Below are 14266 nucleotides of genomic sequence, written 5' to 3'. Positions count from 1 at the left end.
GGCGCGGCGCAAACCGGACGCCTTACCGCGCCAGCCGGAGATCGAGCCACGGTTGCTCTGCGAGCCGACCAGACTCGAACTGGCGAATCCGGTCCGATTGGCGCAGCGTCAAACCGATGTCGTCAAAGCCATGCAGAAGACAATATTTACGAAATGCATCTACTTCGAACGGGTACTCGCTGCCGCCGTCGATGCCGCACACCACTTGCCTCTCCAGGTCGATGGTTAGCTGAAAACCGATGAACGCGTTGACATCGTTGAACAGGCGATCGACCTGCGCTTCGCTCAGGACAACTGGCAGCACGCCGTTCTTCAGGCAGTTGTTATAGAAAATATCGGCGAAGCTGGGCGCAATCAGTGCACGAAAGCCATACTGATGTAATGCCCAGGGTGCGTGCTCGCGCGAACTGCCGCAGCCGAAATTTCGACGGGTCAGCAAGATCGACGCGCCTTGATAGCGTTGCTGGTTCAGCACGAAGTCTGGGTTCAGTGGGCGCTTCGAGTTGTCTTTGCCCAGTTCGCCCTGGTCCAGGTAGCGCGATTCGTCGAAAGCGTTGAGGCCAAAACCGGTGCGCTCGATCGACTTCAGAAACTGCTTCGGAATGATCGCGTCGGTGTCGACGTTTTCACGATCGAGCGGTGCGACGAGGCCGGTGTGTACGGTGAATTTGTCCATGATGCTGTATGCCTGTTCAAGACCGCGGCGCCTGCCACGCGCGTTTGCAGTGAGCGCGCGTGAAGACTCGGTGCCAACGGCGATTTGGAATTCGTTTATTGCAGCCCCGGGTTGCGACGCGTCCAGAGCCGCGTCTCAAGCCGGGTCTGAAGCTGTGTCTCAAGCAAGCTTGCGAATATCGACGAAATGGCCCTCGATAGCAGCTGCTGCGGCCATGGCGGGGCTCACCAGGTGCGTACGCCCGCCCGCCCCCTGGCGGCCTTCGAAGTTGCGGTTCGACGTGGATGCGCAGCGCTCGCCCGGCGCGAGCCGGTCGGCGTTCATGGCGAGGCACATTGAGCAGCCCGGTTCGCGCCACTCAAAACCTGCATCGATGAATATCCTGTCGAGACCTTCGCGTTCGGCCTGCGCTTTCACGAGACCAGAGCCCGGCACGACCATCGCCAGACGGACGCTGGATGCCACGCGGCGCCCCAACTTCCTGACCACCCACGCGGCCGCGCGCATATCTTCGATGCGCGCGTTCGTGCACGAACCGATGAAAATCTTGTCCGGCTTGATCGCTTCCACCGGCTGGTTGGGCTCGAGGCCCATGTACTGCAACGCGCGCTCGAGCGCTTCCCGTTTGACCGGATCTTTCTCGCGATCCGGATCCGGGATATGGCCGTCTATCGACGCCACCATTTCGGGCGACGTGCCCCACGTAACTTGCGGGACGATGTTCGCGGCATTCACCTCGATCACCCGGTCGAAGTGCGCGTCCGGGTCCGAGGCGAACTGCTTCCAGCGTGCGACGGCCTTGTCCCACTCGGGACCGGTCGGCGAGAACGGGCGACCTTTGAGGTACTCGATCGTGGTGTCGTCGACGGCGACCATGCCCGCCCGTGCGCCCGCCTCGATCGTCATATTGCACACGGTCATCCGACCTTCCATCGACAGAGCGCGAATAGTCGAGCCGCCGAACTCTATGGCATAGCCGGTGCCGCCTGCGGTGCCGATCTTACCGATGATGGCAAGCACAATGTCTTTCGCCGTACAGCCTCGCGGCAGTTGGCCTTCCACCTTGACCAGCATGTTGCTGCTCTTCTTTTGCAGCAGGGTTTGCGTAGCCAGGACGTGTTCCACCTCCGACGTTCCGATGCCATGCGCAAGTGCGCCGAAGGCGCCGTGCGTCGACGTATGCGAGTCGCCGCAGACGATCGTCATGCCCGGCAGCGTGGCGCCCTGCTCTGGCCCGATGATGTGCACGATGCCATGACGCATGTCGTTCATCTTGAAGTGGGCAATGCCGAACACGTCGCAGTTCGCGTCGAGCGTGTCCACCTGCTTCCTGGAAACCGGATCGGCGATGCCCTGGCTGCGGTCGGTGGTGGGGACGTTGTGATCTGCGACGGCCAGGCTGGCGCTGTTGCGCCATACCGGGCGCTGCTGCAGCCTCAGCCCTTCAAATGCCTGAGGGCTGGTGACTTCATGCAGTAGATGGCGGTCGATATATAAAAGCGTCGTGCCGTCTTCTTCGGTGTGGACCGCATGGGTGTTCCACAATTTGTCGTAAAGAGTCTGTGCCATGGTATGCAGGGATAGTGATGACTGCGGGCAGTCGGTGATTTATGGTTGGTTGCTGACTGGACGGCCGCACAGCGACTGCTGCGCAGGACGTGCCCTTACGGCGACGTACGAACGCGCGAATCCATGAGGCACGACTGACATGTGCACGATGACAGGCTCCGCGACCGAAAAACGATGGCGTTAGATTACACAGCAAGCAATGGAATGTGCATCTCATTTAACTCATAAACAGCGGTCACGCAGTTCGTTTTATACTGTCTTTCTTATTTTTTTAGAATATCGCCACCATGAGCCCCGTGACTCGAAAGCTGGACAGGATCGACATCGCCATTCTCAATGAGCTGCAGCAGAACGCTCGCATAACGAACGCCGAACTGGCCCGCGCGGTCAATCTGTCGACCACGCCTTGCTTCAATCGCGTGCGCGCGCTCGAAAAGCTCGGCCTTATCAAGCAGCAAGTGACACTGCTGAACCCCGAGCCGTTGGGCCTGCGAATCAACGTGTTCATTCAGGTGAGTCTGGAAAAGCAGGTGACGCTGGCGCTGCGCCGTTTCGAGGAAGCTATCGACAAGCGCCCCGAGGTGATGGAGTGTTATCTGATGTCGGGCGATGCCGATTATTTGTTACGCGTAGTGGTACCCGACATGCCGAGTCTCGAGCGTTTCATTCTCGAGCAGTTGACGACAATTCCGGGTGTCGCCAACATCCGGTCGAGCTTTGCGCTCAAGCAGGTACGCTATCGCACGGCGTTACCTTTGCCGGCAGCAGGGATGACGCTGAGTTCAGGAGACGACGAGAACCGGGAGTGACATCGCATGCGATGCCCGCTCTGTTCCCGACGCCGCCCGAGCCGTGAAGGTCCGAAGTTAGGTGCCATCGAGCGCGGCCTTGGAGTCATATTTCACCTACGCGCCGTCGTGCAAGGTTCCCGGAGATTGTTCAGCGCGGTGCATGCTACCGACGTGCCGATGTCCCTGCGCAATGGAAGCGATGCGCACATGGACAGCGCAACGGGGAAAGAGCCATGCACTGAATGATGTGTCGTGTTATACGTTGTGGACCTCTCAACAGAAAGGAGTGCACGAATTACCGATGCCGACTCGCAACTAACTCATCGGAAATTCTTGCATGCTGCTGCTGATATTTTCGCATTGAGCGAACGGGGCGCACGTCATTTGCGGCGGCGCTAATACGTCTGCGCTTGTTGCTTTAGAATGCTTGCACGGTCGTGCTCAGCAAATATCTCGCAACGACTTCGCTGCGTCATCTGTGCTTTTATGTTTCGCCTCTTCGTCTGATTCCGCAACTTCCAGGTTCCATTCGCACGTTGACCGACCAAATCGATATCGCCAGAGAACCCGCTGGCCCGAGAAGTGATAAACAACGCGTACTCGCCGCATTGCGCGCAGCGACTTCGAAACAACACGAGTTGACGCATCAACTCATGCCGCTGTCGGTGAATAGCGTCTCGCGTGACGACTACGTCGCACACCTGGGCATTCTGCGCGAATGGCTTCGGCAACTCGAAGCATGGTTGCAGCAGTTCAGCGACGGGCCGCAGGCTACCCATGTCGTGTCGCCGGTGAACCGCCTCGCATTGATCGAGGCGGATCTATCGCACCCTTGTGTGAATGCCCAAGGGCGCATCACAATGCCGCCGGCTAATGAGCAACCCGATGAACAACCCAATTGGCGAAGTCGCAGCGAAAGCGCCGCTTATCGCTGGGGCGTGTGCTACGTGATCGAGGGTTCCCAGCTAGGCGGTGCGGTTCTCTATGATCGTCTCAAAGAACGCCTGGCGCCCCATCCTCTCGACTATCTCGCACTTGGTCGCGGGGCGCCGGGCAAACGTTGGCCCGCTTTCGTTCAAGCCATGTGCGCCGGCCTGGACACCGAAGCGAAGATTCATGAAGCGTGCCGCGGCGCGTCAGACGCGTTCGCACTTCTCATCGAACTCGTGCCCTGTTCCGCTCTCGCTGGCGGCATAAATGCCGACTAATCCCCGGGCGCCCACGCCATGAATCGCTGCCATGAGGACAGTTCAGCGCCGCCGTATCCGCTCGATGCAGCGGCGGCTTTCGACTTGCTACCGGATGCGTATCTGATCCTCGATCGGCAGTTCAGGATACTGCATGCAAACGCGAGCTACCGCAGCCTGGTGGATCAGTCATCGAGCAACGTGCTTGGCAAATCGATTTTCGACATCAACCAGTTCGGTCCGCGCGAACAACGCGAAGCCCGGCGCTCGTGGCTCGACAGCGCGCTAGCCGACCTCGTTCCCGGCGAGTCAAAATGGTCGACCCTGTTCCGCTATGAAACGCCGCCGCGCGCGACGGCAGCAGCGCGTGAACCCGTTTCCGATCCTGAAGCATCTGCCCCACAGCTTGCGGCGCGTTACTGGCGAGTCAAGGCGACGCTGCTCGCTACGGCGCACGACGGCAACGCGTATATCGCGCTGCGCGTCAGCGAAGTCACCGACCGCGTCGACGAATACGAACGTCAACAGCGTGAGCGCGCCAAGCTGCGCTCGCAGGCGCAGCTTCGCCTGGTGGTTGCGCAGGAAGCCAAACAACAGTTGCGCGAACACGAAGAGCGCTTCCAGCTCGCGCTCGAGTTTTCACAACTGGGCGCCTGGGAGTTGGACCCGCGTACCCGCCTCATCAACTGTACGGATCAGTGCAAGACCAATCTCGGTCTCGTGAGCACGTCGGTGATTACCGAGCAGCGGCTATTCGGCGAGATCGCGCATCCGGAAGACAGTGGCCGTTTGCGCGACGCAATGAACATGGCCGTTGCGAGCCGGGATCATTTCGAAGTGGACTTCCGGGTAGGCTGGACTACCGGGTCGATCCGCTGGATTCTCGTGCGCGGCGTTGGCCGTTTTCTGCCGGACGGTACGCTCAATTCGGTCATCGGCTTCACACTGGACATCACCACGCGTAAAGAAGCGGAACTGGAGCAGCAGCAGATCGCATTGTCGGAAAAGCGGGCGCGTGAGCAGAGCGAACGTCTCGCCACCGCAATGGACCACTTCGTCACGACGGTCAGTCACGAACTGCGCTCGCCGCTCTCGGCAATCATTTCCTGGACGCATCTGCTGGAACGCTCGAGCGAGCCGTCACAGGTCGCGCCGCGTGCTGCCGGCGTGATCAGCCGCAACGCACGTCAGCTTGCCCACATGGTCGACGATCTGCTGGACAGCGGCGCAATCGTCACGGGAAAACTGTCAGTCAACATGAGCCCGGTGGATCTCGGCGCACTGGCGGGCAATGTCGCCGAAGATATGCGAATTGACGTGGAAGCAAAAGGCTTGCGCCTGATCGCCGACGATCTCGCTTCGGTTACCGTTCTGGCGGACGAAAGCCGCATGAAGCAGGTGGTGTGGAACCTGTTGTCGAATGCGCGCAAGTTCTGCACGACCGGAGCGATTGAATTGTGGGTGAAAGCCGACACTGAGCACGTGGAACTGGCTGTGCGAGACACCGGCGTCGGTCTGGACGACCAATCGCTCCAACGCATTTTCGAACGTTTCCAGCAGTTCGCAGCGCACGGCTCCGGACGTGTTGCCGGGCTCGGTTTAGGCTTGTGGCTCGTGAAGAATCTGGTGGACCTGCACAACGGTACGATCGTCGCGGAAAGTGCGGGCCTGGGGCATGGCGCCACCTTCCGTGTCAGGCTGCCCCTATACCGCTAGCGCCAGCATAGGCGTTCATGCGCGCGGGTGCGGCGGCGGTTCGTTGAGCACGGCCCAGAAAACGCCGAGATCTTTAATGGCGTCCATGAAGTCGTCGAACTGGACCGGCTTCACCACGTACGCGTTCACGCCAAGGTCATAACTGCGCAGCAAGTCGCTTTCCTCGCGAGAAGAAGTGAGCATCACCACTGGAATGCGCCGAAGCTCCTCGTCTTCACGAACGGACTTCAACACCTCATGACCGTCCACCTTGGGCAGTTTCTTGTCCAGCAGGATAACGGCCGGACTTCCTTCGCTGCGCTCCGCCCAGCGCCCTTCGCGGCGCAGCCATTGCAGAGCTTCTTCTCCGTCGCGCAACGACACGACCGGATTCGCGAGCCGCGTCTTTTCGAGCGCGATCAGCGTAAGTTCGATGTCGTTGGGATTGTCTTCAACCAGCAGAATTGGTTTCAGCACGCGCTTTTCCTCCATTCCTGTTCACCATTTTCAGCCTTTGCGCACAACGCGCATGCGCTTACCTGTCAGCAACGCGCTGGACCGTGCCGTTGAGATAGCCGAAGATTCATCGCTCTCGCTCGCCGCCACGTGAAGGGAATGAGGCAAAGAAAAACTCACGGTTGCGCCTTTCTCCGCTTCGCCCTCGGCCCAGGCCTTGCCGCCGTGGCGTTCGATGATCCGTTTGACGCTTGCAAGTCCAATGCCCGTGCCGCCGAATTCTTCCATACGATGCAGGCGTTGGAAGACCTCGAACAGCTTGTCGACATAGAGCATGTCGAAGCCCACGCCGTTGTCCTTCACGAAGAAAACTTCCTGGTCGGCGAGTTGGCCCGTGCCCGCGTAACGGCCGATTTCGATGATGGCCGGATCTCGGGTAGCCGTAAATTTTACGGCATTCTCGATCAGATTGCGCAGCACGATGTGAATCAGCGTCGCATCGGCCGTGACCTCGCCGAGATCGCCGACGTGCCACTCGATGTTGCGGTGAGCCGTATGCTTGGCTTCGTCGGCGATGAGCGACTCGACCAGCGCGTTCACGTCGAACGGTTGCGGACGCAGTGCCGCGCGGCTCATTTGCGAGAAGGCGAGCAGATCGTCGACCAGTTCGCCGCCGAACTTCGCCGACGAGATGATTCGTTCCAGAAAGTGTTGACCGCGCTCGGACAGCGCGTCGTTCTCCATCTGACGCAGCAGGTCCGCGAAACTCGCAATGTGCCGCAACGGCGCGCGCAAATCGTGCGACACGGTGTAGGAGAAACCTTCGAGTTCTTTGTTGGCGCGCCCGAGTTCCTGCGCGAGTTGCGCCAACTCTTCGGCACGGCGCAGCACGATGCCGAGCAAAGCGGCACGAAACTCAGCCGCGATTTCGACTTCGGCGGGACTCCAGGCGAGCGAGCGGTCTCGCACGGTGTCCGTCCAGACCTCGAAGCTCCTGCGCGGCGACAGCGAGGGAGCAAGATTTGCCAGTTTCAGCCGCGGATCGCCGGCCCATTTGATTGTCTGGATGGCCTCCTTGCGGAACCACAGCACGTAATTCCTGAACAACGTCGAAATAGATATGGCCAGCAGACCGGCGTAGTTCGGGTTGGCCGGCAGCACCGGGCAGGTGAAGCCGAGCACGTCGGTATCGAACGTCTCCTCGCTTTTCGAATCCAGCCATTCGACCAGTTTGCCCACCTCTTCTTCGGACGGCGTAGCGCCGATCAACTGGATGCGGCCGTCGAACACAATAGCTGCGCCGTCTGCGGCGGTCAGTGCAAGAAGATCGGCGGGATCGCTCGCGAGCGTTTCAGTAAAACTGTCTGCATCGGCCATCACGCCGAGCAGCCGAGTCAGTGTGCGGCGCAGTTTGAGCCGGTATTCGGCTTGCGCATGATCTTCCTTCGATTCGATCTGCAACGACAGCACCTGTGCGATGTGTTCGCACGCCATGCGCACTTCGAATGGCGGCACGCGTGCGCTAGCGTGATGGCACGAGATGAGGCCCCACAACTTGCCCCTCACCACGATCGACATGGACATGGAAGACAGCGTATCCATATTCTTCATGTATTGCACATGCACGGGCGACACGCTGCGCAGCGAGGCGTACGTGAGATCGGTGGGCCGGCCCGTGGACGGATGCAGAGACGGTACGAGCGGCGAGGCCTGATAAGCGGCGTCGGCGATCAGACGGATGCGGTTGCGCACATAGAGTTCACGGGCTTGAGCCGGAATGTCGGAGCCCGGAAAGTGCTGGTCGATGTAAGAGGTGTATCCCGGCTGGATGTTTTCGGCGATCACATGACCAACCCCGGCATCATCGAAGTTATAGACGAGCGTGCGGCCGTATCCTGTGATACGGCGCACTTCGTCGGCAGCAAGCTGTGCGAGGCGCGGCACACTGTTCGCCTCTTCGAGACGATTGATGAAGGTGCGCACCAGCGGGTACATCGAAGAGAAAACGTCCTCGGTGCCGAGCGCCGGTTCGAGTTCGACAAACAGAACGCCCTGATAGCGGTGCACGACCACGGCGAAAGGCCCGATTCGCGCATCCGCTGTGTCGCCGCGCGGGTCGCTCATCGAACCGATGTACAGCGGAACACCTTCGGCCTCTTGAGAGGCCAGACCGCTGATAATGCGCGCGCTCCATTCGTCGCCGAGAACATGAGCGATGGGACGGCCCAGCGCGCTTTCTGCGGATGAACCCGTCAACGTGGCGATATTGGCGCTGGCTTGCAGCAACGTTCCATCCGGAGCAACGCTAAACAGGAACCCGTGCGGTTGAATACCGCCTGGAATATGGATGGGTTCTCGCGCGCATTCGGCTTCGGCCGCCGACGACGGCGGTGAGGAGTGCAATTGGGCCATGCTTGCTCCGGGATGGGTGTAGTGCATTTTCGCATAGTCATTTAGCAGTTCCTTCACTTTCGACGGGCGTGGAGCGAAGGAACGTCGGCTAAAAAAGCGAAAATGGACCTGTCAGCACGCGCTTTGCGCAGCGACGCGCGTCGCGCCGAATAGCACTTTCCAGCCAATTCGAGCGGCAGAGCGTGCGGGCCACCAGTTAGAACGACTGCCAGCTCGTACTGCTTTCGTTGGCAGCGACTGCGGCGTTGGGCCTGCGTTGACCAACGCTTGCCGCCTTCCGCGCCGCACGCCCGGGAGCCGCGCTCAGCGTCTCGGGCGGACCGGCTGTGCCTGCGCTTGAAGGAGGCAGGCGGAAAACCGAGACCAGTTCGCGCAACGTGCTCGACTGCGATGCCATCGATTGCGCTGCTGCCGAAGCCTCCTCCACCAGCGCCGCATTCTGTTGCGTGACCTCGTCCATCTGCATGACGGCCTGATTGACCTGTTCGATACCGGTATGTTGCTCAACCGATGCCGACGCAATTTCGCCCATGAGGTCGGTGACACGCTTTACCGAGTGGACCACTTCCTTCATCGTGGCACCCGCATTGTCGACGAGCAACGTGCCCGCCTCCACTTTGGCCACCGACTGGTTGATCAGCTCCTTGATTTCCCGCGCAGCAGAAGCGCTGCGCTGCGCAAGCCCCCGCACTTCGCTCGCCACGACGGCAAAGCCCCGGCCTTCTTCGCCAGCCCGTGCAGCCTCAACAGCGGCATTCAGCGCGAGTATGTTTGTCTGGAAAGCGATTCCCTCGATGACAGCAATGATTTCAGCCACTTTTGCCGAACTGTCGGAAATGTCGTGCATGGTGTCAACGACCTCGGCAACGACCTGACCGCCTCTGGCTGCCACCTCCGATGCATTGCTGGCGAGCGTGTTGCCCTGGCGGGCGTTGTCCGTGTTCTGTTTGACCGTCGCCGTCAACTGCTCCATGCTGGCCGCCGTTTCCTCGAGCGATGCAGCCTGCTCCTCGGTACGCTGGCTCAGGTCAGTGTTGCCCGCGGCAATCTGTGCGGAACCGGTGGCGATGCTTTCGCTGCTCGAGCGCACGCGGCTCACCACGTCCAGCAGCCGTGCGTTCATGTTGCGCAGCGCGAGCAGAAGCTGGCTGGTCTCGTCACGACCGGACACTTCGATCTCCGACGTGAGGTCGCCGCGCGCCACCGTCTCGGCTATACCAACCGCCCGTTCGAGCGGAGCGACGATGGAACGGGTAATCAGCCATGCAACGACGACAGACAGCAGCAGGGCCGCGCCGCACAGCACGCCGGTCAGCACGATGGTCGCGTGATAATTTCCTGCTGCATCTGTCGTGGCGGCGGCCGCGCCAGCGCGATTGAGATTCACGTCCTGCTCGACGAGCTGCAGCGCCTGAGTGAACAGCGTTGCTGACTCGCCTGTCGCCAGCGACCTGGCAGCGGCAAAGCCGGCATCGCCCGATTCCGATAGCTGAAGCAGCTTCGTGTCGGAAGTCTCGAATGCGGCCCAGGCTTTGGTCAGATTGCCGAAGATCTCCTGCTCCTGGGGCGATGACACGAGCTTCTCATAGCTTGCCATAGCGGCCTTGAAGGATGACAGTGCGGCGTCGTGCTGCGCGCGCTGGCTCTGCTTCGCTGTAGCCTCGCTCTCCAGCACGGATCGCAAGCTCGCCCGGCGCACGCCGTTAGCGAGCGCCCTGATCTCGCCCAGCGTCTGAACGCTGGCAAGCCAGTTGTCGGCGATTTCCTCAGTTCCTGCATAGATTCTCGACGCCTGCAGCATCGCCAGCCCGCCCGTCATCATAAGCAGTAGCAGCGTAATGCCGAACCCCACCCGCAGGCGGGTTCCAATTCGTAGGTTACCTAAGTATTTCATGTGATTCTCCAGTTTGAAATTCTGCTTAACGGTTTCGCTCTGCCAGTCCGAATGGCCTCGGGGCTAGAAAAGCTTTCATCAGGTTGCTGTTGGGGATGCTTCTTTCGTGTACGGTGTCCCGGGCGCCTGCCCGATTCAACAGACGGGCAACGCCTCGTTCAAGGGGCCATTCTCGTGCCCGATGCCGGGCTGCTCAGCAGAGCGGTCGCGCGTTTGCGCATCGTGGTGCCCGGGATCTGCTACTAGTGAACGCGGCTTACCCTCGAAGATTTCGGCGCCCGTCAGCAGCTCCCCGAGCCTGCCGCAGCGATCGACGAGGGCGGCCTTCATGCCACGCTCAAGCGGGAGCGTCTCCACGAACTCGTCCTGCTGCCGCCCCCAGATGACATGCAGCAGCGAGAGCATGCCTGTCAGGTAAGCGGTCTGTGCAAACGCCGTTGCGCGAGGGTCCTCGGAGAGAGCCGCCTGCAACATGAACGACGCGCGTTGCCTCGCGAGCGCGAGCAGCGGATCCCGACAGACGGCGTCGGGGTCCGAATGGTTGTAGAGCAGCAGACTGCACCACTGGAAGAGCCGGGTCGTCCCGATCGTCGCGAGCGCCTGATGTAGCGACGCAATCGCAGTCCGCTTAGGATTTGCGTTACCCGAACAGTTGGCGAGTCTCAACACCTGCGTGACGAGCACCGGCATGTCCGACAGGGCGCGGATGATGCGATGATCGCAAGCATCGTTGATGATCAGGTTCAACAGCTCCAGCAGTTGCCCGAGGTCGGGCACAAGACGCCGCGCCTCCATGATCTGCGGCCGGCTGAAGTAGAACCCCTGCACCATGTCGCATCCCCAGTTAATCGCGTTTTGCCATTGCTCGCGGTCGTCCACCTTCTCGGCAACCACAATCTTTCCGGCGCGCTTGAGCTCCCGGACCATCGCTCGCGCGGTGGTCGCATCCAGCGCCGGCCATTCGAGCTTGACGATGTCGACTGCCGGCAGGAAGGCTTCGATCGCGGGGCTAAGCTCTGCCACGTCATCCAGCGCAATCCGCAGACCTGCCGCGCGCAATGCGTTGCAGCGCTTTCTGAGCGCCCCGTCCAGTTCGCACGATTCGAGAACCTCGAGCACGAATCGCCCACCGGTCAGGATCTGGGGCACCCCTGAGTGCAGGAAGTGCGCCGTGCAATTGATGTACCCATCGAGCCCTGTCAGAACCATGTCAAGCCCCAACGCGCCAACGGTGCGCTCGACGACATGCGCGGTGCAGCCAAAGCCATCGGCTATATCGGCAGCAGCAGTATCGCCGTCCCTGAAAAGCAGTTCATAGGCGACCATGCGCCCGCCCCTGTCGACGATGGGCTGCCGCGCGACGAACGTCGTGGCGGCCTCGGTCAGTGTCCCCGGCCAGGCGTGGCTCATGAGTTTGCTCCTCCGTTTTTCGCGTTCTTGTTGGCTTCGGCCCGGCGCGCGCTGCGCGGAGCTCTGACGGACTTAACGGCAGCCGTCAGCGATTCTTTAACATAATTTGCCGATTTTTCCGAATTACGCGGTTACTACCAAGCCGCGCGAAAGCGCCGCCGACGTCGCCCCGATCATTCCAGATTTTCCGTTCCACCCCGAAAAAACGCGCGTCAAGGGCGAAAAAAAACCGGCCGGAGGCCGGTTCGATAAGCCCTTTCCCGTCGGGGTGGCGGGTCAGGTCGAGGACTGATACGGGATCTATCGTAACGCAAATTTCCGAATTTGCCATTTTCTTATTCCCTGATGCCGTATACCCCTAGATCGAGTATGCTGCGAGCAATAGAACAGGAATCACATGGAAGACCCCATCATCACGACCCGGGAAGCGGCGGAACTTCTCGGCGTGTCGGCCCGCACCGCACAGACGTGGATCGAGACGAATACGCTCGACTCCTGGAAAACGCCCGGTGGTCATCGTCGTGTCCGCCGCAGCGCTGTGATGGACCTTAAGGCGAGGCTCGCTGCGCAAAGGATTCATGGGCCCGCGCTGGTGCTGGTGCATACGCCCCGGCACAAGGCTCAGCGCTTTGTAGAAATGTTCAACGCCATGCCTGAGTGCGCCGTGCACGCAAGCTCCGATGCCTATCAAACCTTGCTCAGTGCCGGCCACCTTCTGCCATCAGTGATCGTGCTTGACTTCGACGCCGACGGGTCGGATTGCATGCGCCTCCTCGAGGCGATTCTTGCGCACCCCGCTCTCGGTCACACTCACGTGGTCATAGCGGGGGACGTCGGCGGCACAGACCTGTCGGCATTGCCGACTGCCGGCCGGCGCCTGCATGTTGTAGCCGCCAACAGGTCTGCGGGTACGCTCCAGTCCACGGTCCGCCGGTTGCTTGGCGACGGCGGACCGTTGGCGCGGCCTGTGGTCGAACCGTTGAGCGGTGACCCCGCGGGTAATGAGGCGCAAAGGCTGATCGCAGTCACGGCTTCCGGCCTGGTGGATAGCCCTGCCGAAGAATCGTTTGATGAAATCACACGCCTCGCCGCCACGATTCTCGAGGCGCCAATTGCTCTGCTGACGCTTCTCACGCCCGACAGGCAATGGTTCAAATCTCGTTGGGGGCTCGAAACGGCAGAAACGCCGCGGTCATGGGCGTTCTGCAATTTCACGATCCTGCAGGATGGCGTGTTCGTCGTTGAGGACGCAACGATCGACCTGCGATTTGCCAGTAACCCACTGGTAACGGGCGATCCTCACATCCGCTTCTACGCCGGGGTCAACATTTGCGACGTTCAGGGCTACCGGCTCGGCTCACTCTGTGTGATCGACCGCACGCCGCGCCGGCTCCTGGAATCGCAGCGCGACGCACTCACTACACTGGGACGCCTCGCGTCTGACCACATCAATCTGCGCGTCATGGAACGAAAGCTCCGCTGGGCCACGGCGCAGCCGGCGAGTTCCACCGCAACGTCTGGTGTTTGATGCAGTCTCGTCTGCCCTCGCTCAAGCGCTGAGGGCTGGCGCGGAGACTGGCGGTGGCACTGCTTTTTTGCTGACACGGCGCATCAGTAGGTGGCGCCTTCCCATTGAGTACAGACGAGGTCATGTCGCGCTGCTCGGCCGGCATGCCATCATTTTTTGCCCGCGGCGCGTCGGCCGAGTCGATCAAGAGTCCACGGCTGTGCTCGGCTCCGGGGAGTGCAAAGCGGGCAACGATCCTGTCGACCTTGATTTTGAGCGGTTTTTTCCGCGCGACGAAGCCCGATCCCTTGTTCTGACAGATCACCGTCCTCTTGCCGGGGCTCTTTGTCGCATATCCGGGCGGGTCTGGCTCCGATAACCTCCGGCTTTAATGGGTCAACGCCCTGGCGCACTATCGGACCTTTGGGAACTCCTGGCGGTGGATGCGGTGATGGTTCATGTTAATCAAAGGACGTTTCGACTAACGGCCGTTAGCAGTTGGTTAGCGGTCCTGGCGGATCAGATAATGACCACTGTTGCAGGTCGTCTCCCGCCAATTGCTCAGGCAACGAAGCTATAGCTTCCGCGGCGAAAGTTCTGCGCGGCGCACGCGAGCGGTCTGTGCTGGGAATGCAACGGGCGCGAGCGTTCGTCGACTTCATGTGCGAC

The 14266-nt window shown here is 60.7% G+C and carries 11 protein-coding genes; 5 read left to right on the top strand and 6 right to left on the bottom strand.

Features of this window, described 5'->3' with window-relative positions:
- Window positions 1-22: 22 nt before the first annotated feature.
- Complete coding sequence (gene leuD, locus F757_RS33095) at window positions 23-676, bottom strand: 3-isopropylmalate dehydratase small subunit (RefSeq protein ID WP_035466437.1); 654 nt, start codon at window positions 674-676, stop codon at window positions 23-25.
- Between the two features lie 159 nt (window positions 677-835).
- Window positions 836-2245, bottom strand: coding sequence for a 3-isopropylmalate dehydratase large subunit (gene leuC / locus F757_RS0106710; protein ID WP_027210736.1), 1410 nt, complete (start codon window positions 2243-2245; stop codon window positions 836-838).
- 287 nt (window positions 2246-2532) lie between these two features.
- Between leuC and F757_RS0106705 the strand changes: the two genes are divergently transcribed.
- The 3 genes from F757_RS0106705 to F757_RS0106695 all read left to right on the top strand — a co-directional run bounded on the left by F757_RS0106705 (window position 2533) and on the right by F757_RS0106695 (window position 5939).
- On the top strand, window positions 2533-3054 hold the full coding sequence (locus F757_RS0106705) for an Lrp/AsnC family transcriptional regulator (RefSeq protein ID WP_027210735.1): 522 nt from the start codon (window positions 2533-2535) through the stop codon (window positions 3052-3054).
- Window positions 3055-3473: 419 nt separating this feature from the next.
- The gene (locus tag F757_RS0106700; RefSeq protein ID WP_232221368.1) at window positions 3474-4244 is read left to right on the top strand and encodes a biliverdin-producing heme oxygenase; all 771 of its coding nucleotides are present in this window, start codon (window positions 3474-3476) and stop codon (window positions 4242-4244) included.
- An 18-nt stretch (window positions 4245-4262) separates the two neighbouring features.
- Window positions 4263-5939 (top strand): sensor histidine kinase, encoded by a 1677-nt coding sequence (locus F757_RS0106695; protein ID WP_027210733.1) that lies wholly within the window; start codon window positions 4263-4265, stop codon window positions 5937-5939.
- A gap of 15 nt (window positions 5940-5954) precedes the next feature.
- Here the strand turns inward: F757_RS0106695 and F757_RS0106690 are convergent, their stop codons facing one another.
- The 4 genes from F757_RS0106690 to F757_RS0106675 form a co-directional block, all read right to left on the bottom strand.
- Window positions 5955-6395: a response regulator gene (locus F757_RS0106690; protein WP_027210732.1), complete on the bottom strand. Its 441-nt coding sequence runs from the start codon at window positions 6393-6395 to the stop codon at window positions 5955-5957.
- Between the two features lie 30 nt (window positions 6396-6425).
- Window positions 6426-8786 carry an ATP-binding protein gene (locus tag F757_RS0106685; RefSeq protein WP_027210731.1) on the bottom strand — a complete coding sequence of 787 codons (2361 nt, stop codon included), beginning with the start codon at window positions 8784-8786 and terminating at the stop codon, window positions 6426-6428.
- A gap of 196 nt (window positions 8787-8982) precedes the next feature.
- A complete protein-coding gene (locus tag F757_RS0106680) occupies window positions 8983-10680 on the bottom strand; it encodes a methyl-accepting chemotaxis protein (RefSeq protein WP_027210730.1) in 1698 nt (565 codons plus the stop codon).
- 135 nt (window positions 10681-10815) lie between these two features.
- The gene (locus F757_RS0106675) at window positions 10816-12090 is read right to left on the bottom strand and encodes an EAL and HDOD domain-containing protein (protein WP_027210729.1); all 1275 of its coding nucleotides are present in this window, start codon (window positions 12088-12090) and stop codon (window positions 10816-10818) included.
- Window positions 12091-12196: 106 nt separating this feature from the next.
- On the opposite strand from F757_RS0106675, the gene F757_RS36090 reads away from it, so the two are divergent.
- Together F757_RS36090 and F757_RS0106665 are read left to right on the top strand one after the other, a co-directional pair.
- Window positions 12197-12382, top strand: a complete 186-nt coding sequence (locus tag F757_RS36090) for a hypothetical protein (RefSeq protein ID WP_027210728.1) — start codon at window positions 12197-12199, stop codon at window positions 12380-12382.
- A gap of 105 nt (window positions 12383-12487) precedes the next feature.
- Window positions 12488-13618: an excisionase family DNA-binding protein gene (locus tag F757_RS0106665; RefSeq protein ID WP_027210727.1), complete on the top strand. Its 1131-nt coding sequence runs from the start codon at window positions 12488-12490 to the stop codon at window positions 13616-13618.
- Window positions 13619-14266: the final 648 nt, after the last annotated feature.

Source organism: Burkholderia sp. WSM2232, assembly GCF_000472545.1.
In the GTDB taxonomy this organism is placed as follows: Bacteria; Pseudomonadota; Gammaproteobacteria; order Burkholderiales; family Burkholderiaceae; genus Paraburkholderia.
This window is presented reverse-complemented; position numbering and strand designations above follow the sequence as displayed.